At 71.7% G+C, this 18,572-nt stretch carries 24 protein-coding genes; 12 read left to right on the top strand and 12 right to left on the bottom strand.

The genetic code is table 11. The annotated features are described in order from the left end of the window. The first annotated feature begins 5 nt into the window (after positions 1-5). Positions 6-989 (top strand): GDP-mannose 4,6-dehydratase, encoded by a 984-nt coding sequence (locus ACAX67_RS13665; protein WP_370704399.1) that lies wholly within the window; start codon positions 6-8, stop codon positions 987-989. On the opposite strand, the gene ACAX67_RS13660 is transcribed toward ACAX67_RS13665, so the two are convergent. Beyond that, positions 981-2,063: a glycosyltransferase gene (locus ACAX67_RS13660; protein ID WP_370704398.1), complete on the bottom strand. Its 1,083-nt coding sequence runs from the start codon at positions 2,061-2,063 to the stop codon at positions 981-983. The genes ACAX67_RS13665 and ACAX67_RS13660 overlap by 9 nt on opposite strands. Before the next feature lie 89 nt (positions 2,064-2,152). Here ACAX67_RS13660 and gmd point away from each other — a divergent pair, with 89 nt between their 5' ends. From gmd to ACAX67_RS13635, 5 genes are read left to right on the top strand one after another with little or no spacing between them, the layout of a single operon-like run. Continuing rightward, positions 2,153-3,130 carry a GDP-mannose 4,6-dehydratase gene (gmd, locus tag ACAX67_RS13655; RefSeq protein WP_370704397.1) on the top strand — a complete coding sequence of 326 codons (978 nt, stop codon included), beginning with the start codon at positions 2,153-2,155 and terminating at the stop codon, positions 3,128-3,130. A 3-nt stretch (positions 3,131-3,133) separates the two neighbouring features. Further along, the gene (locus ACAX67_RS13650; RefSeq protein WP_370704396.1) at positions 3,134-4,207 is read left to right on the top strand and encodes a sulfotransferase family protein; all 1,074 of its coding nucleotides are present in this window, start codon (positions 3,134-3,136) and stop codon (positions 4,205-4,207) included. Positions 4,208-4,240: 33 nt separating this feature from the next. Next, a complete protein-coding gene (locus ACAX67_RS13645; protein ID WP_370704395.1) occupies positions 4,241-5,143 on the top strand; it encodes an FkbM family methyltransferase in 903 nt (300 codons plus the stop codon). Positions 5,144-5,152: 9 nt separating this feature from the next. Continuing rightward, positions 5,153-5,356, top strand: a complete 204-nt coding sequence (locus ACAX67_RS13640) for a hypothetical protein (RefSeq protein WP_370704394.1) — start codon at positions 5,153-5,155, stop codon at positions 5,354-5,356. Positions 5,357-5,384: 28 nt separating this feature from the next. After that, entirely contained in the window at positions 5,385-6,395 is a 1,011-nt protein-coding gene (locus ACAX67_RS13635) for a nitronate monooxygenase (protein ID WP_370704393.1), read from the top strand. A 4-nt stretch (positions 6,396-6,399) separates the two neighbouring features. Here the strand turns inward: ACAX67_RS13635 and ACAX67_RS13630 are convergent, their stop codons facing one another. Beyond that, the gene (locus ACAX67_RS13630; protein WP_370704392.1) at positions 6,400-7,017 is read right to left on the bottom strand and encodes a class I SAM-dependent methyltransferase; all 618 of its coding nucleotides are present in this window, start codon (positions 7,015-7,017) and stop codon (positions 6,400-6,402) included. A gap of 119 nt (positions 7,018-7,136) precedes the next feature. On the opposite strand from ACAX67_RS13630, the gene ACAX67_RS13625 reads away from it, so the two are divergent. Further along, entirely contained in the window at positions 7,137-7,652 is a 516-nt protein-coding gene (locus ACAX67_RS13625) for a hypothetical protein (RefSeq protein ID WP_370704391.1), read from the top strand. Continuing rightward, the gene (locus ACAX67_RS13620) at positions 7,640-7,825 is read left to right on the top strand and encodes a hypothetical protein (protein WP_370704390.1); all 186 of its coding nucleotides are present in this window, start codon (positions 7,640-7,642) and stop codon (positions 7,823-7,825) included. Before ACAX67_RS13625 ends, ACAX67_RS13620 begins: the two co-directional genes overlap by 13 nt. A gap of 60 nt (positions 7,826-7,885) precedes the next feature. Here the strand turns inward: ACAX67_RS13620 and ACAX67_RS13615 are convergent, their stop codons facing one another. The 3 genes from ACAX67_RS13615 to ACAX67_RS13605 form a co-directional block, all read right to left on the bottom strand. Beyond that, positions 7,886-8,089: a cold-shock protein gene (locus ACAX67_RS13615; RefSeq protein WP_370704389.1), complete on the bottom strand. Its 204-nt coding sequence runs from the start codon at positions 8,087-8,089 to the stop codon at positions 7,886-7,888. Between the two features lie 257 nt (positions 8,090-8,346). Next, entirely contained in the window at positions 8,347-8,784 is a 438-nt protein-coding gene (locus tag ACAX67_RS13610) for a DUF695 domain-containing protein (RefSeq protein ID WP_370704388.1), read from the bottom strand. Positions 8,785-8,811: 27 nt separating this feature from the next. Further along, on the bottom strand, positions 8,812-9,540 hold the full coding sequence (locus ACAX67_RS13605) for a GH25 family lysozyme (protein WP_370704387.1): 729 nt from the start codon (positions 9,538-9,540) through the stop codon (positions 8,812-8,814). Between the two features lie 242 nt (positions 9,541-9,782). Here ACAX67_RS13605 and ACAX67_RS13600 point away from each other — a divergent pair, with 242 nt between their 5' ends. After that, positions 9,783-11,063 carry a hypothetical protein gene (locus ACAX67_RS13600; RefSeq protein ID WP_370704386.1) on the top strand — a complete coding sequence of 427 codons (1,281 nt, stop codon included), beginning with the start codon at positions 9,783-9,785 and terminating at the stop codon, positions 11,061-11,063. A gap of 22 nt (positions 11,064-11,085) precedes the next feature. Here the strand turns inward: ACAX67_RS13600 and serA are convergent, their stop codons facing one another. After that, positions 11,086-12,282, bottom strand: a complete 1,197-nt coding sequence (gene serA / locus ACAX67_RS13595; protein ID WP_370704385.1) for a phosphoglycerate dehydrogenase — start codon at positions 12,280-12,282, stop codon at positions 11,086-11,088. Between the two features lie 56 nt (positions 12,283-12,338). Then, positions 12,339-12,608 (bottom strand): hypothetical protein, encoded by a 270-nt coding sequence (locus ACAX67_RS13590; RefSeq protein WP_370704384.1) that lies wholly within the window; start codon positions 12,606-12,608, stop codon positions 12,339-12,341. A 43-nt stretch (positions 12,609-12,651) separates the two neighbouring features. Here ACAX67_RS13590 and ACAX67_RS13585 point away from each other — a divergent pair, with 43 nt between their 5' ends. Next, positions 12,652-12,993 carry a DUF2200 domain-containing protein gene (locus ACAX67_RS13585; RefSeq protein ID WP_370704383.1) on the top strand — a complete coding sequence of 114 codons (342 nt, stop codon included), beginning with the start codon at positions 12,652-12,654 and terminating at the stop codon, positions 12,991-12,993. 7 nt (positions 12,994-13,000) lie between these two features. On the opposite strand, the gene ACAX67_RS13580 is transcribed toward ACAX67_RS13585, so the two are convergent. Then, positions 13,001-13,600 (bottom strand): helix-turn-helix domain-containing protein, encoded by a 600-nt coding sequence (locus ACAX67_RS13580; protein ID WP_370704382.1) that lies wholly within the window; start codon positions 13,598-13,600, stop codon positions 13,001-13,003. Between the two features lie 79 nt (positions 13,601-13,679). Between ACAX67_RS13580 and ACAX67_RS13575 the strand changes: the two genes are divergently transcribed. After that, on the top strand, positions 13,680-14,618 hold the full coding sequence (locus ACAX67_RS13575) for an NAD(P)/FAD-dependent oxidoreductase (RefSeq protein WP_370704381.1): 939 nt from the start codon (positions 13,680-13,682) through the stop codon (positions 14,616-14,618). 2 nt (positions 14,619-14,620) lie between these two features. Then, positions 14,621-14,887 carry a putative antibiotic biosynthesis monooxygenase gene (locus ACAX67_RS13570; protein ID WP_370704380.1) on the top strand — a complete coding sequence of 89 codons (267 nt, stop codon included), beginning with the start codon at positions 14,621-14,623 and terminating at the stop codon, positions 14,885-14,887. On the opposite strand, the gene ACAX67_RS13565 is transcribed toward ACAX67_RS13570, so the two are convergent. Genes ACAX67_RS13565 through ACAX67_RS13550 form a run of 4 tightly spaced genes read right to left on the bottom strand, consistent with a single transcriptional unit; the run spans position 14,884 to position 18,518 of the window. After that, entirely contained in the window at positions 14,884-16,245 is a 1,362-nt protein-coding gene (locus tag ACAX67_RS13565; protein ID WP_370704379.1) for a class I adenylate-forming enzyme family protein, read from the bottom strand. The two genes, ACAX67_RS13570 and ACAX67_RS13565, sit on opposite strands and share 4 nt — an antisense overlap. Continuing rightward, positions 16,242-17,525, bottom strand: a complete 1,284-nt coding sequence (locus ACAX67_RS13560; RefSeq protein WP_370704378.1) for a phthiocerol/phthiodiolone dimycocerosyl transferase family protein — start codon at positions 17,523-17,525, stop codon at positions 16,242-16,244. The genes ACAX67_RS13565 and ACAX67_RS13560 overlap by 4 nt, the downstream gene beginning before the upstream one ends. A 7-nt stretch (positions 17,526-17,532) precedes the next feature. Continuing rightward, on the bottom strand, positions 17,533-18,267 hold the full coding sequence (locus ACAX67_RS13555) for a 3-oxoacyl-ACP reductase family protein (RefSeq protein ID WP_370704377.1): 735 nt from the start codon (positions 18,265-18,267) through the stop codon (positions 17,533-17,535). Beyond that, positions 18,264-18,518, bottom strand: coding sequence for a phosphopantetheine-binding protein (locus ACAX67_RS13550; protein ID WP_370704376.1), 255 nt, complete (start codon positions 18,516-18,518; stop codon positions 18,264-18,266). Before ACAX67_RS13550 ends, ACAX67_RS13555 begins: the two co-directional genes overlap by 4 nt. Between the last annotated feature and the right edge of the window lie 54 nt (positions 18,519-18,572).

The raw sequence follows: 18,572 nt of genomic DNA, 5'->3' as shown, positions 1-18,572 counted from the left end.
CGCCCGTGCGCGATCTCCAGGGACGGACCGTCCTGGTCACCGGGGTCACCGGGCAGGACGGCATCTACCTCTCCCGCCTGCTCCTGGCTGCCGGTGCGCGCGTCGTCGGCGCCACGCTGCCGGGCACCGCGCCCGCGGACCTGTGTGCCGCCTACCTCACCGGTGTCGAGCTGGTCGAGATGGACATCTGCGCGCGTGACGACGTGCGCGGCCTGGTCGGCTCGGTCGAGCCGGACGAGGTCTACAACCTGGCCGCCGTCAGCTCGGTCGCGCGCAGCTGGGACGAGCCCGCCATCACCGAGGCGGTCAACCACACGGCCGTCGTGACGCTGCTCGACGCGCTCGTCGAGCTCCGCGACCGCACCGGCCGGGAGCCACGCTTCTTCCAGGCCTCGTCGGCCGAGGTCGCCGGGTCCGCCGCGCACAGCCCCTACGCCACGGCCAAGGCGGCGGCCGAGGAGGCCGTGCGTGAGGCCCGCCTGAAGCGGGGCCTGCACGCCTGCTCCGCGCGCCTCTTCAACCACGAGAGCCCACTGCGGCCCGCGGTGTTCGTCACCGGCAAGATCACGCGGGGGGTCGCGGAGATCGCCGCCGGCCTCAGCACCGGCCTGCGCCTCGGCAACCTCGACGTCAGCCGCGACTGGGGGTTCGCAGGCGACTACGTCGACGCGATGAGCCGGATGCTCGGTGGCGACGAGCCGCAGGACCTCGAGATCGGCACCGGCGTCACCCACACGCTCGACCAGCTGCTCGTCACGGCGTTCGCCGCGGCCGGCATCGACGACCCCGCGCCCTACGTCGTGACGGATCCCGAGCTCATCCGGCCCGCCGACACCGCGGTGCTGGTCGCCGACCCGGAGCCGGCCGCGGCCGTGCTGGGCTGGCGCGCGACCACGACCTTCGCCGACCTCGTCGGTCGCATGGTCCAGGTGCACCGCGAGCGCCTGCGCACGGGCGTCGAGCACGACGCCCGCTACCTGTCAGTCTGAGGCGAGCAGGGACGTCCGCACCACCCGTGCCGTGCGCCGCCAGGCGAAGCGGTCGGTGAAGGCGCGCGCCGCCTCGAGCTGCTCGGGCGTGGCGGCGAGCGCCTCGGCGATCGCCGCGGCGAGGTCGGCGGGCGAGGTCGAGCGCGCGACCGCCGCGTGGCCGCCGGTCACCTCGGCCAGCGCGGGGTCGTCGGACACGACGACCGGGATCCCGAGCCGCTGCGCCTCGATGGCGGGCAGGCCGAAGCCCTCGAAGTCGGAGGGGAAGACCACCAGGCCGGCGCCCACGAAGCAGTCCTGGAACTGCTGGTCGTCGAGCCACGGCATCAGCTCGACGCGGTCCTCGATCCCGAGCGCGGCGACGCGCTCGGTCGCAGCGGCGCGGTCGGCCGAGCCCATGCCGACGAGCCGGAGCCGCCAGGTCGGGTCGGTCGCGCAGAACCGCGCCCAGCCCTCGATGACCGCGTCGGCGTTCTTGTTGCCGAAGTGCCCGAAGGCCAGTGCGTACGGCGTCCCGCCCGCGCCGTGGGCCCGCGGCCAGTCGTCGACGTGGTCGGCGCCCAGCTGTGCCGCCGCGCCGTTGCGCGCCAGCCGCGGGTGGCGCGCCTGGAGGTCGTGCAGGGTGCGCTCGGAGATCGTGTAGATGCCGTCGGCGCGACTCATCGTCCAGCTCCACGAGACGGTGCGCGACAAGCGGGTCCTGCGCGAGAACTGGTGCGGGCGCAGCTCGTGGCGCAGGTCGTAGAGGATCAGGCCCCGGTTGCCGGTGCCCGACCCGTAGCCGACCAGCCCGGTCGCGGGCACGGCCGCGAGGACGGCGTCGGGACGCAGGGCCCGGGCGGCCCGCCGTACGCCGAAGGTGCGGAGCCACAGCGCACCGGCAGGTCCACGGACCGGCGGCGTGACGGTCTCGGTGCGGTAGCCGTCGGGCACCGTGAACGCCGGACCCTCCGGGCCCACCAGCACCGTGACCTCGTCGTCGGGAGCTTCCTGGGTCCAGCCGCGGAGCAGGTGCTCGATGACGATCGCGGAGCTGCCGGACCGGACGACGACCGCGTCGACGACCAGGTGCATGGGGGAGATCCTCACGGTGAGAGCGGCGGATGCTGCGAAGTTGCGGACTCGGAGCGCGAGCACCCTACCGGCCGTATACGGTGACCCGCGTGACGAAGCGCGCACTCATCACCGGCATCACCGGTCAGGACGGCTCCTACCTCGCGGAGCTGTTGCTCGACAAGGGCTACGAGGTGCACGGGCTCGTGCGGCGCGCGTCGACGCTCAACCGCAGCCGGATCGACCACCTGCACACCAACACCTCGCTCCACCTGCACTACGGCGACCTGACCGACGGCGTCAGCCTGGTCAACCTGATCCGCGAGATCGAGCCCCACGAGGTCTACAACCTCGGCGCCCAGAGCCACGTGAAGGTGTCCTTCGAGATGCCGGAGTACACCGCGTCGACCGACGCCACCGGCACGCTGCGCCTCCTCGAGGCGATCCGCGCGGCCAAGATCGACTGCCGCTTCTACCAGGCGTCGACCTCGGAGATGTTCGGCGCGACCCCGCCGCCGCAGTCGGAGAGTACGGCGTTCTACCCGCGCTCGCCCTACGGCGCCGCGAAGGTCTACGCCCACTGGGTGACGGTCAACTACCGCGAGGCCTACGACCTCTTCGCGGTCTCCGGGATCCTCTTCAACCACGAGTCCCCGCGCCGCGGCGAGAGCTTCGTGACCCGCAAGATCACCCTCGGTGTCGCGTCGATCCAGCTCGGCATCACCGACCACCTCACGCTCGGCAACCTCGACGCGATCCGCGACTGGGGCTTCGCCAAGGAGTACGTCGAGGGCATGTGGCGGATGCTGCAGCACGACGAGCCGCAGGACTACGTGCTCGCGACCGGCATCGGCACGACCGTGCGGGAGTTCTGCGACTACGCCTTCTCCCACGCCGGCCTCAACTGGGAGGACCACGTCCGCTACAACGACGCCTACGAGCGGCCCACCGAGGTCGACGCGCTCATCGGCGACGCGAGCAAGGCGCGCGAGGTGCTCGGCTGGAAGCCCGACACCGACGCCCAGGCGCTGGCCAAGCTGATGGTCGACGCCGACATGGAGCAGATGTCGCGCCTCCTCGGCCGGTAGTCGATGACCGTCCTCACCCGCTTCGCCCGGGACGGCCGCGACGAGCTCGTCTCGTTGCAGTGCGACCTGTGCGTGCCGCCCGTCATCTCCTGCAGCACCACGGTCGAGATGCGCAAGCTCGGCTGGCTGCTGGCCGCGGACGGCCACCCGCACGACATCTGCCCCTGGTGCGACCTCTCGGTCGCGGCCAAGGACCGGCGCCCGCGCGGTGACTCGACGCCGGTGGCGCCGGACCCGTCCCGGCTCCCCAACCTCGTGGTCGTGGGTGCGGCGAAGGCCGGGTCGACCAGCCTGCACAACTACCTGGCGCTGCACCCGGCGATCTCCATGTCGCGCGACAAGGAGATGCGGTTCTTCACCGACCCCGACTGCCGGTCGTGGATCGGGCGCTACCAGGACTACTACGACGCCGGTGCGACCTACCGTGGGGAGTCGACGCCGCAGTACACGAAGTGGCCGGTCTTCCCCGGCGTCGTCGACCGCATGGCCGACCTGGTGCCCGACGCCAAGCTGCTCTACCTCGTGCGCGACCCCGTCGAGCGGGCGATCGCGGAGTACGTCGAGGAGGCGACCTGGGGCGTCATCACCGAGGACATCGAGTCGGCGCTGTCCGACGTCGACCAGCCGCACAACCGGATCGTGGCCCCGAGCCGCTACGCCACCCAGCTGCGCGAGCTCCACCGCCGCTTCGACGCCGCGCAGGTGATGGTGATCGACCTCGCCGACCTGCGCGACGACCCGCAGACCACGATGAAGCGGATCTTCGAGTTCCTCGGGCTGGAGGCGATCGACCTCGACGACGAGGCGCTGCGCCCGCGCAACTCCTACGGCGACAAGGGCACCCTCCCGGGGTGGTACCAGGCGCTGCGCCGTCCCGCCCTGATCCGGTTGATGCACAGGTTGCCGACCGACCGGCTCACCCAGTTCCGCAACTTCGTGACCCGTCGGATCAGCAAGCCCGTCGAGCGTCCCGAGCCGAGCGAGGAGTCCCTCGCCCGGTTGCGCGCCGAGCTCGCCCCCGAGGTCGCCGCCCTCCGTGAGATGACCGGCCAGGCGTTCGCCGGCTGGTCCTGCTGAAAGACAACGGAGGTCAGCACTAAATTGCCCGTCGTGCCCCCGAAGCTCCGAGACCTGCCGTCGAACGTCCGCCACCACGTCGGGTGGTGGGTGCGCGACCGCTTCCCCCACCGCAAGGTGGTGCGGGAGGTCCAGGGCGTGAAGATGGTGCTGCCGTGGCCGCACCGCCTCCCCGACTACGCCGGGGACGGCCCCTACGGCCAGAACCTCGTGCAGCTCGCCGCCGCGCTCGCCGACCAGTCGGGTCCCTCGGCGCCGGTCACGGTGCTCGACGTCGGCGCCAACGTCGGTGACTCAGCGCTGCAGATCCTGCACGCGACCGACGCCCAGATCCTCTGCGTGGAGGCCGATCCCTACTTCCTGGAGTACCTCCACCTCAACGTCGACGACGATCCCCGGGTCGCCGTCGTCGAGGCGCTGCTGACCCCCGACCCCGGCACGGGGGCCACGACCGCCGTCCGTACGGGCGGCACGACGCGCTTCGCCGAGGGCGAGGTCGGCGACGCGCTGCCGACGATCACGCCCGAGGCGCTGAGGGACAAGTACCCCTCCTTCGCCGACCTGCGGCTGATCAAGAGCGACACCGACGGTTACGACGTCGAGCTGGTGCCCGCGATCACCGAGGCGTGGGGCGGAGCCCGGCCGGTGCTCTTCTTCGAGTACGACCACCGCCTGTCCCGGATCGCCGGCAACGACCCGCTCGCCGTCTGGCCGAGGCTGGCGAAGCTGGGCTACAGCGACGTCGCCGTGTGGGGCAACGGCGGCAACGCCCTGGGCCGTACGACGGTCGACGAGATCGGCGAGCACACCGCTCCGCTCGAGGAGAAGGTCGGCATCCGGGCGCAGACCTACTGGGACGTGGCCGTCGTCCACCAGGACGACACCGCCGGCCTGGCCGCCATCGAACAGCTCGTCCCCGCCGCCCACCGCCTCTAGGAGCCACCGATGAGCGACCAACCGCCGCCGTCCGTCACCCAGATGTGGGTCAGCATGGCCCTGGTCTGGATCGCCGTCCCGGTGGTGGGCGTCGTCATCGGCCTGCTGACCGACCCGCTGCCCAGCAAGGGCTGGTACGCGCTGATCGGCGTCGGCCTGGTGGCCGGCACCGTGCTGCTGTGGCGGTGGATCTCGCTGCAGAAGCCCGAGTAGCCGCCCGCCGCCTCGCTAGCCTGGACACGTGCTGGACCTCCGGGAGCTGCGGGTGCCCGTCGTGGGCGCCCCGATGGCCGGCGGACCGACCACGCCGGCGCTCGCGGCAGCCGTCACCGAGGCGGGCGGGCTGGGCTTCCTGGCGGCCGGCTACCGGGGCGGCGACGCCCTGGCCGCCGACCTCGAAGCCGCTCGCGCGCTGACCTCGGGTCCGCTGGGGGTCAACCTCTTCCTGGTCGCTCCCTTCGAGGCCGATCCCGCCGCGGTCGATGCCTACCGGCGGGCGATCGAGCCGGAAGCCACCCGGCTGGGAGCGGCACTGGGTGAGCCGCGGTGGGACGACGACGACTGGGAGCGCAAGCTCGAGGTCGTGTTGGACACTCGCCCCGAGGTCGTGTCGTTCACGTTCGGCTGCCCGAGCGCCGACGCGCTGCGGCGGCTGGCCGACCGCAACGTGCTCACCGCGGTCACCGTCACCACGGTCGCGGAGGCGCGCTCGGCCGTGGCGCGCGGCGCCGCGTCGCTCGCCGTGCAGGGGCCGGAGGCCGGCGGGCACCGAGGCACGTGGGACCTCGAGGCCGAGCCCGACGGGACGCCGTTGCTCGAGCTGCTCGCCGCGGTGGTCGCGGCCGTGCCGGTGCCGGTGGTCGCCGGTGGCGGGATCGCCGACGCTGCCGCTGTGGCAGGCGTCCTCGACACCGGGGCGGTCGCGGCACAGGTCGGGACGGCGTACCTCCTCGCCGGCGAAGCCGGCACCAGGCCGGTCCATCGCGCGGCCCTGCGGGATCCGTCGACGGCGGAGACCGGGGTGACCCGGGCCTACACCGGCCGGTGGGCGCGCGGACTGGTCAACCGGTTCATGACCGAGCACCGCGATGCGCCGCCCGGCTATCCGCAGCTGCACCACCTGACCGCGCCCCTCCGGGCCGCGGCGGCCGCCGCGGGTGACGCGCAGGTCGCGCACCTGTGGGCGGGCACCGGGCACGCGTCCGTGCGCGAGGGGTCGGCCGCGGAGATCACGGCCGCGCTGACGCCCTGAGGGGCTAGAGGCGCACGGCGTGCACGACGGCGTCGGCCCCCGACCCGTCCTCGCGACGCCGCTCCTCGGCGACCTCGACCTGCCAGCCGACGCCGAGCGCGGCGAGCGCTCCGTCGACCGTCACCTGCGTCTGCCCAGCGGCGCGGGTCGGCTCGCCGGTCTCGGGATCCACCGGCAGGTGGCCGGTCATGAGGAGCGTGCCGCCAGGCGCGACCCCGGAGCCCAGCCGGGCGACCGTCTCGGGGATGTCGCCGGCCACGTGGACGTAGAGGCAGCTCACCAGGTCGTAGGCCCGAGGCGTCGGCGCCCAGCTGTCCAGGTCGGCCTCCACCCAGTCGATGCGGTCGCTGAGCTCACGCCCCAGGGCCGCTGCCGTCGTGCGGCCGTGGTCGAGGGCGGCCGCCGAGAAGTCGACCGCCGTCACCGTCCAGCCCTGCGATGCGAGCCAGATCGTCTCCGCGCCGTGCCCGCAGCCCGCGTCGAGCGCGCGGCCGGGGGTCAGGCCGCCCGCCTCGGCGACCAGCATCCGGTTGGGCGGCTTCTCGGCGAGCATCTCGGGGTGGTCCCTCAGCACCTGGGACCACCGCCTCTCCCACGAGGACCGATTGAAGTCGTCCGCCATGGCGTCTGTGTACCACGGGAGCGCCAAAGCAAAGTTTGACGGAACCTGCCACGCCTGGGTGGGGCGAGGAGTTTCATGCTGAGTCAGCATCCCTACAACGCTGGGCGGAGAGTCGTGACATGGGGGAGAACGACCGGAAACTCGCAATCTCGGATGACGAGCTCAAGGCGCTGACGACCGTCCTGGGGACGCTGTCGCTGCTGCCGAAGTCGGAGGAGCAGGCGGCGGGCACGAAGTCTGCGATCGAGGACTTCACGCTCAACATCACCACGTCGACCCAGAAACTCATCAAGACAATCACAGGTACGGGCGCGGCAGCCGGCTCTGTCGCGACGATCACGGCGTGGCTGAAGGACCAGAACGACCTGGTGCTCGCCAGCTCCCTCCTGTCGACCGCTTTGGTGCTGGCCGTCGGACTCTTCTCGCTGGCCAAGGTGATGGACGGCGACGTACGCGGGAGGGCCTCGGCTGCGACCGCTGCCGTCGAGGCAAGAGGACTCGTTGCCCGCGCACTCATCGACATCTACGGCAGCGCCGCGACCCAGGGCGCGGGGCGGGCAAGGGGGCCGGCCCGGGCAAGCCGACGGCTGACGAAGCGACTCGTCCGTCCGACCTGCAGACGATGCTCGCCCTAGCGGCCTTCCATCGGCACCTGAAGGTCTCGACCAAACAGGGCGAGTCCACTGTCGACGGTGCGCGCTGGACGAGCGAGGACCAGCTCGAGATCAAGCTCTCCAACGGCGACTGGGTGAAGGCGGACAAGGTCGCCGAGTTCTCTGGCGAGGTCGAGGAGCCTCGCTCTCGTTGACCGCCCCGAAATGCGAACAGCCCCACTCGCAAGCGAGTGGGGCTGTCGGTCGTGCGTGGTTCAGACGGCGCGAACGTTCTCGGCCTGGGGACCCTTGGGGCCCTGGGTGACGTCGAACTCGACGCGCTGGTTGTCCTCGAGGCTCTTGTAGCCCTGGGTCTGGATGGCGGAGAAGTGGACGAAAACGTCCGGGCCGCCCTCGTCCTGCGCGATGAAGCCGAAGCCCTTCTCGGCGTTGAACCACTTCACGGTGCCCTGCGTCATGTTCTTTCCTTCGGTTGTTCTGCGGCCGACACCGTGCCGGCCGCGGGGAGCTGAAAACATCTGCATGCGTCTGATGTCCAGCTGAACCGAAAACCAAGAACATTGAAGATGTACCGCCAGCAATCGGCGGCGGGGAGTGGCCTTGTGGGGGTCACCCCTTCAACAAGGAACAGCATACGCAGGTAGGGGTGGGGCAGCGAAAGGGCGCCGCACCGAAAACCCGCGAATGTTCATCTGATGACGTGCGTACCGGGCCGTCAGCGCACGGGGAAGGCCCGGTACGTCGCCCAGTCGGGCTCCAGCGCGGCCTCGACCCCGGTGCCCGGGCGCCCCTCCGCCCAGCGCTCGAGGACCGTCGGTCCCCACGCCTCCAGCCACTCGTGGTCGGCGCCGTAGGCGATGAACTCGCGGGCCCGGTTGGCTGTGATGACGAGCACCAGCTCCGCGCCGTGCTGCTCGAGCTCGGTGAAGAGCTGCTCCTCGATCTCCGAGAGCTGGTCCATCTCGGCACCGTCGGGGAAGCCGTGCTCGTCGGGCCGGGCCACGCCGAGCTTGACCGTCACCCGTACGGGCCGCGACCTGTCCCGCCGGGTGTGCTTGCGGCGCAGGATCGTGGGATGCCCGTCCACCACGCCTTGCGCCAGGGACCACATGGCATCGGGGTCGTCGGGCCTGCGCCGGCCGAAGAGCCTCATGGGCGGCACCCTGCCACAGCTCGCGCACTACAGGCGGAGGTCGGCGAACTCCTCCTCGGTCCCGGCGAACACGTCCATGTCGACGCCACCGTCGATGCCGTCCCGGTGGTCGCGGTCGGAGTACTGCCAGAAGGTCCAGTCACGGCCTCCCGGGAGGTGGGGTGGGAGGAGCACCGAGCGGATCCAGACGGGGTTGTCGTCGTACGCACCATCGACGTAGGCGTCGAACACGTCGCCGGTCGTGTAGATGATCGGCGGGACGCCGTACTCCTCCTCCAGCGCGGCGAGGAGGTCGTCGAGGATCGGCCGGACGGTGCTCGCGTCGGGGAGGTGGTCCACGTACTCGCCGTACGACTCGAGGTCGACGACCGGAGGCAGCATTCCCGGCGTCGGAGGTACGGCGGCGACGAGGTTCCTCGCCTGGTCCTCGCCAGGGGAGTCGAAGCTCATGAAGTGGTAGGCGCCGACGACCAGGCCGGCGTCGCGAGCGTCCTGCCAGTTGGCCGCGAACCGGTCGTCGACGTGCGAGGAGCCCTCGGTCGCCTTGATGTAGGCGAAGTCGACGTCGTCGCCGGCCAGGGCCTCCCAGTCGATCGGGCCCTGGTGGTGCGAGACGTCGACGCCGCGGACGTCGTAGTGGGCGGCGAGGAGGCGGTTGGGCCAGAGCGTGCCGTGGATGGTCAGGCCCCCGAGGACGACGAGCACCAGCGCTGCGCAGAGCCCCGTCCAGAGCAGGCGTCGGCGGGTGGGGCGCATGGTCCCCAACGTACCGAGCGGGGTTGCTCCACAGGGTGTCGACATGGTTTGAAAACGAACAGATGTTCTATTAGAATCACCGTATGGCGTTCGCCGATCTCTCCGATCTCGATGCTGCGGGTGTGCTCGCAGCATCGGAGGAGTGTGTGCGGGAGCGGCGTCGGGCGGAGGTGGGGGACCTGGGGGTGTTGTTGGCGTGGTGTGACCTGCACTCGGGTGATCCGCAGGAGGCCCCGGGGGCGGTGTCGAAGCGGCGGGGCGGTGACCACCTGCGGCGGATCGGTGGTGAGGGGACGCCGGGCGTGGCGGACCTGTGTTTCGCTGAGCTGGCGTGGGCGCGGCAGGCGGGGGTGGTCGCCACCGAGCACGATGCGGCCGATGCGTTGGACCTGCGCCACCGGCTTCCCCGGGTGTTGAGCGCGGTGGTGGGGTTGGAGGTCGATGCGTGGGTGGGTCGCAGGATCGCCCGGATGACGCGCAAGCTCCCCGCTGACCGGGTGGGGGTCGTGGACGCGGCGATCTGGCGGGCGCGGTTGCAGCCGCCGGGGGAGCTGTTGCGGATCGCGGAGGCCAAGATCATCGAGGCCGACCCCGCCGCGCACCGGGCGCGGTTGGAGGAGGATGCCCGCCGCACCGGGGTGTGGCTGTCGCGGGTGCGTCCTGGTGAGGTGGTGGAGGAGACCGGGGAGCCGGCGACGCGGCGGATCAGCGCGAAGCTGCCCGCCGGGGCCGCGGTGCGGGGTCATGAGAACGTCGAGGACCTCGCCGAAGCGCTCTACGAGCACTCCGAGGCCGACGCCGCCGGTGACCGGCCCTCGATCGAGGAGTGCCGCACCGCGGCGTTCGAGATGTTGCTGACCGCACCGGAGAGGGCCGCAGCGTTCCTCGCCACCCAGGACACCGACCCCTCCCAACCTGACCCGTCCCGGCCTGAGCCGGTCAAGCGGCGTCGTGACCGTCGTCCGGCGCAGGTCGTGGTGCACGTCACCGACCTGGTCCTGTGCGGGATCCTGGCCGGGGTCGCGCGGGTGGAGGACTTCGGTCCGATCCTCATCGACCAGCTCGGCGACCTCCTCCGAGACCGCGACGTCGAGGTCCTCCCGGTGGTCGACCTCAACAAGACCACCCGGGTCAGTGGCTATGAGCACCCCACCCTCGTGAGGCAACGCACCCTGCTCAGGACCGGCGGTGACGTGTTCCCCCACTCCACCAGCCGGGGGTTGAAGCGCCTGGACCACGACCACCCTCACCCCTACGACCCCGACGGGCCGGCGGGGCAGACCGGTGACCACAACGACGCACCCCTGACCCGACGCCACCACCGGGCCAAGACCCACCTGGCCTACCGCTGCGACCAGCTCGACCTCGCGGTCTACCGCTGGTCCAGCCCCCACGGCCTCGCACGCCTGGTCACCCCCGCCGGCACCCGCCGCATCCGGCTCCTCCACACCCCCGACCACACCCGTCCCATCGGCGAGGTCTACACCCACGGACCCCGCATCAACCTCCACCTCCGCACCTGAGGGCGGGGGCCCGGGCCATCAGCTACCAGGTGCGCACCCAGAGGGTGTACGGCGCCTGGCCGACCTGCGCGACCGCCTCGGCCGAGAGCGGTGCGGACGCGTCGACGACGACGTAGCCGAGGTCGTCGCGCGTCGACAGCCGCTGGTCGACGACGTTGTCACCGGCCGCGGCGAACGCCGCGTTGAGCTCGGCCAGCACCCCGGGCACGTTGCGGTGCAACAGTCCGAGCCGGTGGCCGGGCGTGAACGGGGCGGGAAGGACGGCCGGCAGGTTGACCGAGAGCGCCGTACTGCCCTCGCCGGCGAAGCGCGCCAGCTTCTCGGCGACGAACCAGCCGATCTCCTCCTGGGCCTCCTGGGTCGACCCGCCGATGTGCGGGGTGAGGATCACGTTGTCGAGGCCGCGCAGCACCGACTCGAAGGTGTCGCCCTGGGCCTTCGGCTCGGACGGGAAGACGTCGACGGCGGCGCCTGCGACGTGCCCGGAGAGCAGGTGGTCGCGCAGCGAGTCGTAGTCGACGACCATGCCGCGCGAGGCGTTGACGAAGAGCGCCCGCGGCTTCATCGCCGCGAACTCGTTCGCACCGAAGAAGCCGGCATTGCCCGGCCGCCCGTCCACGTGCAGGCTCACCACGTCGGCGACCTCGAGGAGCTCGCGGAGCGAGCGCAGGCGACGTGCGGTGCCGTGTGCCGGCCTGTCGGCGGTGTCGTAGAACACCACGTCCATCCCGAGCGCCTCGGCAACTGTGGAGAGCTGGGTGCCGATGTTGCCGTAGCCCACGATGCCGAGGACCCGGCCGCGGACCTCGTGGCTGCCGCGCGCGGACTTGTCCCACACGCCCTCGTGCATCCGCTGCGTCTTCTCCGGCAGCCGTCGCGCGAGCGAGATGATCTCGGCGATCACCAGCTCGACGACGCTGCGCGTGTTGGAGTACGGCGCGTTGAAGACCCCGACGCCGCGCGCAGCGGCCGCGGGGAGGTCGACCTGGTTGGTGCCGATGCAGAAGCAGCCGATCGCGACCAGTTCGGGCGCCTGCTCGAGCACGCGCTCGGTGACCGTGGTGTTGGAGCGGATCCCGAGGAGGCTGACATCGGGGAGCGCCTCGAACAGCTCCTCCTCCGACATCGAGCCCAGCCGGAGGTCCACCTCGTAGCCGGAGCTCTCGAGGACCTCGACGGCCGCGGGGTGGATGTTCTCCAGGAGCAACGCCTTCGCCACGTGGCAACCGTACGGGCACGAGGTGGACGGCCCGACGGCCCACCCCCTGCGGCGGCTCAGTCGCCGGAACGCGCGCGGAGACCGAGGAGCACGCCGAACGCCACCACCGCGATCAGGGACAGCACCCCGCCGAGGCCGAACATGAGGACACCGAGCAGCATCACCGTGCGGTCGCCGACCTCGTCCGGCCCGTCGACGGAGATGGTGGTGCGGGGCACGGCGTACCAGGCGACGAGCAGTCCGGCGACCTGGAGCACGAGGCCACCGGCGAGCATCCGGCCCATGAGGCCGGTGGTGGCTCTTCCGATGATGGGAGAAGTGGTCATGTCCTCGGCTCCTCGTGGGCGGGTCCGGACCTACGCTGGTTCGGTGCACAGGATCTTCACCGCCAGCGTCGCATCGGTCTACCCCCACTACGTGACGAAGGTGGAGAAGAAGGGCCGCACGAAGGCGGAGCTCGACGAGGTCATCTCGTGGCTGACGGGCTTCGACGAGGCCGAGCTGGGCAGGCGCCTGACGGACGGCACCACGTTCGAGGAGTTCTTCGCGGCCGCCACCCTCAATCCCAACGCCTCCCTGATCACCGGCTCCGTCTGCGGCGTCCGGGTGCAGGACGTGGAGGACCCGCTGATGCAGAAGATCCGCTACCTCGACAAGCTCGTCGACGAGCTCGCGAAGGGCAAGGCGATGGAGAAGGTGCTGCGGGGCTGACGCCTCGTCAGTCGTCGCGTGACCGCGCTTTCGGGCGGGCGCGCACGTGCATCCGCTCGCCCTGCTTGCCGAGCACCGAGAGCACCTCGACGGGCGCCTCGCCGTCGCTGCCGAACCAGTGCGGCACCCGGGTGTCGAACTCCGCCACCTCGCCGGGTCCGAGGAGCAGGTCGTGCTCGCCGATCACGACGCGGAGCCGGCCGGCGATGACGTACATCCACTCGTAGCCCTCGTGGGTCTTCAGGTCGACCTTGCTCTTCGTGGTCGGGATGACGATCTTCCAGACCTGGACGGCGCCGGCCTGGCGGGTCAGCGGGATGACCGTGCGGCCGTTGACCTGGTGCGGCTTGAGGTGCACCCGGGGGTCGCCGACCGCGGGGGCGCCGACGAGCTCGTCGAGCGGGACGCCGTACGCCTGGGCGAGGGGGAGGAGCAGCTCCAGGCTCGGCCTGCGCTGCCCGGTCTCGAGCCGGGACAGGGTGCTCTTGGAGATGCCGGTGCGCTCGGCGAGGTCCGCGAGGCTCACCTTGCGCAGCGAGCGCAGGCTCTTGAGGCGCGGGCCGACCTGGTCGAGCGCGGCGGCGATGCGGGTGCTGGCGTCGTCCATGGCCCCATCAGGCCCGGTTCGTCCCAGTTCTGGCAACAAATGTTGCCGTTGTCGGGACGGGGCCCGCACGCTCCCTGTCATGGACACCACCGACCGGACCTACGACGTCGCGATCATCGGCGGGGGAGCCGCCGGGCTCTCCGCCGCCCTCGTCCTCACCCGGGCGCTCCGCTCGGTCGTCGTCATCGACGCCGCCCGCCCGCGCAACGCCCCTGCCGCGCGCATGCAGGGGTTCCTGTCGCGCGACGGCATGGCGCCGAGCGAGCTGCTGGCCGTGGGACGCCAGGAGGTCCTCGGGTACGGCGGCGAGCTCGTCGCCGACACCGTCACCGACGTCGTCCGTACGCCGACGGGCGAGCTCGCGCTGTCGCTCGCGTCGGGCGGGAGCGTCGTCGCGCGGAGGTTGCTGATGGTCACCGGGCTGCGCGACGAGGTTCCCGACCTGCCCGGTGTCGCGGGACGCTGGGGGAGAGACCTGCTGCACTGCCCGTACTGCCACGGGCACGAGGTGCGCGACCAGCCGCTCGGGGTGCTCGGCGGTGCGCCGGGTGCGGTTGCCCACGCGCTGCTCGTCCGGCAGTGGAGCGCCGACGTCGTGTACTTCGCGCGCAGCTCGCCGCTGACGGGGGAGGAGGTCGAGCGGCTCGCGGCACGTGGGATCGAGGTCGTCGTGGGCGAGGTCGCCCGGCTGGTCGTCGAGGACGACCGGCTGACCGGCGTCGAGCTCGCCGACGGCCGGGTGGTCCCGCGGGCGGCCGTCTTCGTCCGGCCTCACCTCGTGCCGCACAGCGCCCTGCTCGTCGCACTCGGCGCCGGCGTCGACCACCTCGGCTGGCCCCTCGTCGACGCCTCCGGTCGCACGACCGTCGAGGACGTCTGGGCCGCCGGCAACGCGGCCGACCCCCGGGCCCAGGTGATCACCGCGGCAGGGCAGGGCTCCGCCGCTGCCATCGCCATCAACAACGACCTCGTCGAGCAGGACGTGCTCGACGCCGTACTCACGAACGAGAAGAGGTAACCGTGTCCGAACCGAACGCCCGTCCGATCGGCCCGCCGACCAAGCACCAGCTCGCGCTGATGATCTGGCTCTGCGTGTTCCCGACCCTGACCCTGATCAACCTGACGCTCGCGGACTGGCTCCGCCCGATGTCGCCGGTGCTCCGCACCTTCGTGCTCGCCACCGTCGCGGTCCCGATCGTCATCTACGGACTGATGCCGCAGCTGCACAAGGCACGCGTCCGCGTCCTCGGCGCCAGGAGGAGCTCGCGCCGACGGACTGACCCCTAGTCCGCGCCCGCGCCACCCCGGACGACCTTGTTCTCCTTCATGACCAGCTCCTCGACGACCACGATGCTCTTGGGCTGCCAGGGTCGCGGCAGGTCGGCGCAGGCCCCGCGGATGGCGGCCTTGACGGCCTTGTCGTCGGCTCCGGGCCCGAGCACCACGTCGACAGCCACCACGGCGCCGACGAGGGCGTTGGCGCGGCCGTAGACCCGCGCCGCCTGGACGCCGGGGACGGCCGTGACCCGGTCCTCGACGGGCAGCGGGTGCACCTTGACCCCGCCCACGTTGATGACGTCGGTCTTGCGGCCCCGGAACTCGATGCGGTCGCCGACGACCTCGACCAGGTCGCCGGTCGGCCACCACTCGTCGGGCGGGCGGTCGTCGTCGCCGTAGTAGCCGAGCATGCTGGCCCCGGACCGCACGTAGAGCTCGCCGTCGACGATCTTGAGGCTGACGTCGGCGTCGTTGGCCCCGGAGAGCAGGGAGACCGGGAGACCGTCGTCGCCGTCGCGCACCGAACCCGTCGATCCGAACTCCGACCCGGCGTAGATGTGCGAGATGCGAGCCTCGGGCCAGGTCGCGCGCAGCTCCTCCAGCAGCGCTCCCGGGGCGGCCTCGCCGCCCAAGGTGACCTGCCGGAGCGGCGGCACGGGCCGCGCGTCGGCGCGGAACTCCGCCAGCATGAACCGCCAGAAGGTCGGCGTCGCGCTGATGTGGCTCACCGCGTGGTCGTGGATGAGCTCGAGGACGGCCTGCGGTCGCCGTACGGACGGCGCCACCAGCGTCGCGCCCGTCCCGAGCACGTGGATCAGGACCTGCAGGCCGGCGAACTGCTGCGGACCGTAGGCCAGCAACCACACCTGGCCGGAACCGTCGCGCGCAGAGGCCATCCGGGACAGCTGCCGGGACCAGTCGTGCCGCACCCCCTTGGGCGTGCCGGTGCTGCCGGTGGTGAGCACGAGGAGCGGTCGCCGCTCCGGGAGTACGGCGTCCGCGACCCGCTCACCCCGCACCTCGTCCGGTGCCACGATGCGCACCCCACCGGAGGCGAGCTCCGGACGGTCCGACACCACGACGTCGTGGGCGAAGGCAGCGGCCTGTCGGGCCATCTCCTCGACCGTGATGTCGGGCGCGTAGGTGCACGCCTCCGCTCCGATCAGCGACGAGGCGGCGAGCAGCGCGACCACGAGCGGGATGTCGTTGGACACGATCGCGAAGCGCGTGACGCCTGCCGCGCGCAGTCCTCCGGCGAGCGCCTCCGCCTCGGCGGTGAGTCGTGCATAGCTCCACTCGCCGCCCTCGGCGATCATCGCGAGGGCGTCGGGCTGGCGCTCGGCGCCGCGGCGCAGGAGCTCGATCACGGCTGGGTCACGGCGGGTGGAGCCTCCTCGATGAGCGCGGCGAGCTCGCCGCGGAGGGTGTCGGTGAAGACCTGGGGGTCGATCGACACCCGGTTGCGGTCGAAGCTGAGGATGAAGGTCGTCTTCCCGCGGAACGTCGTCGCCGCGATGAAGAAGACCTGGTTGGGGGTCGGTGCGAGGCCGACGCAGACCCGCCGCACGGTGGCCGGTGCCTCGCCGGTCACCACCCCGAGGTTGCTGAGGTTCGGCGCGGGCGTGGCGCTCTCCATCCAGCGGCGCACCACCTTGTCGGTCGCCTCCCCGACGGGCAGCTTCTCGACTCCGGAGAGCGCGAAGAACAGCTCCGGCTCGCAGCGGTCGACCCGGCGCCGGATGTCCTCCGACACGTGCCGGGCCAGCAGGCCGGGGTCCTCGCGGACGTCGAACGATGCCGACACGACCGCGGCCGACTGCCCGACCGCGTCGACCGCCCCCTCGCGAGCGCGCACGCGCAGGTCCACGGTCGTCGACAGCGGCATCCGCGCGGCGCCCGGGGTCAGCGCGCTCATCGTCTTCAGCGTCGCGACGGTGAGCGCCCCGTGGACGGTCGCGCCCTGCGACTTCGACCAGCGGATCAGTGCCTGCCCCTCCTCGGGGGAGAGGTCGAAGAGCGTGTAGGCGAGGTCGCGGGGACCGTCGAGCGTGCGGGAGTACCAGTCCGGCACCTCGCCGTTGCCGACGAACCCCTCCTCGTCACGGATCTCGCGCGCGACCGCGACCATCTCCTGCCGTCGACCGGTCCAGTCCCGCTCGGGCAGGGTGAAGGCACCCAGCCCAGACGTGGGCGCGCACAGCGGCCCGGACAGCGTGTCGCCGTCCAGGGCGCGCGCGAGCAGGAAGAGGAGCTGCGCCATCGGCCGTCCGTCGAGCGCGGAGTGGTGCGCCGTCAGCGCCAGCCCGGTGCCGCCCGCCGAGCCCGGCGACATCGCGCAGCGCACCAGCGGACCGTCCAGCGAGACGTGGGTGCCGCTCACCGCGGCCAGCATCTCCAGCAGCTCGGCGTGCACCGCCACCGGCGCCACCACCGACGAGGCGAAGTCGAAGTGGGCCTCGCGCGGCGACGTGCGCACCACCCGGGCCCCGACGATCGGGACGGCCGTGGTCACCCGCGCCCAGGCGGCATCGACCTCGGCCGGGGTGTGCTCCGCGGTCAGCTCGATGACGCCGAGGGCGTTCATCGGCCACATCCGGTCGACGACCTCGTAGTAGACCTCGGTGGGGTCCAGCGGCCGGGTGCTCACCGGGCGATCAGCAGGTCAGCCCGCCGTCGACCACCAGCACCTGACCGGTGATCCAGTCGTTGCGCTCGTCGACGAGGAACTGCACCGCACGTGCGATGTCGTCGGGGTCGCCGAGCCGGCCGGCCGGCGTACGCCGCACGATCTGGCCCAGCTGACCGTCGTCGAGCCCGTGGCTCATCTCGGTCTTCAGGTAGCCCGAAGCGATGCTGTTGACGGTGATGTTGCGCGACCCGACCTCGCGCGCCAGCGCGCGCGTGAAGCCGTCGAGGGCGGCCTTCGTGGCGCCGTAGACGGTCAGGCCCCGGTAGCCGGTGAGCCCGGTGATCGAGGAGATGTTCACGATCCGCCCGGCACGCTGGGTGAGCATGCTGCGCACGACCGCGCGGGTCAGGTGGATCGTGCCCTTGAGGTTGAGGTCGATGACCGTGTCGGTGTCCTCGTCGGAGAAGAGCGCGAGGATGCCGTCACGTGCGACGCCCGCGTTGTTGACGAGCACGTCGACCGCGCCCCACTGGTCGGTGACGGCCTTGACGAACGCGCCCGACTGCTCGCGGTCGCTGATGTCGGCCTCGCGGAAGAGGAACCGATCGCCGAAGTCGGCCTCCCACTCCTTGATCTGGGGAGTGGCCGAGCGCGAGCAGGTCGCGACCCGGTCGCCGGAGTCGAGGAACGACTGCACGATGCCCGCGCCGAGCCCCTTGCTGCCGCCGGTGATGACGACAGTGCGTGGCTGGTCGCTCATGCGGAGACGGACTCGCCCTCGGTGTAGAAGTCGACGATCTCGCCGACGGTCTCCGGCATCAGTCCGGCGCCGAACGGGTCGTTGCCGAACTCGTCCTCGAGCATCGCGGACAGCTCGGCGGTCTCGAGCGAGTCGAGACCGAGCCCGTCGCCGTGGATCGCGGTGTCGAGGGCGACGGCGACGTCGCCCTTGTCGGACCGCTCGAGCAGCGAGGTGACGATCGCCAGGATCGAGCCTTGGTAGTCAGTCATGTCTCTCAAATCCTCTGTGGGGAACGGGCGGAAATTAGCAGGTGGGACGGGGTC

Origin of the sequence: Nocardioides candidus (assembly GCF_041321175.1) — a bacterium.
Taxonomy (GTDB): Bacteria; Actinomycetota; Actinomycetes; order Propionibacteriales; family Nocardioidaceae; genus Nocardioides.
The sequence above is the reverse complement of the archived record's forward strand: the minus strand, read 5'-3'. Positions and strand labels throughout refer to the sequence as shown.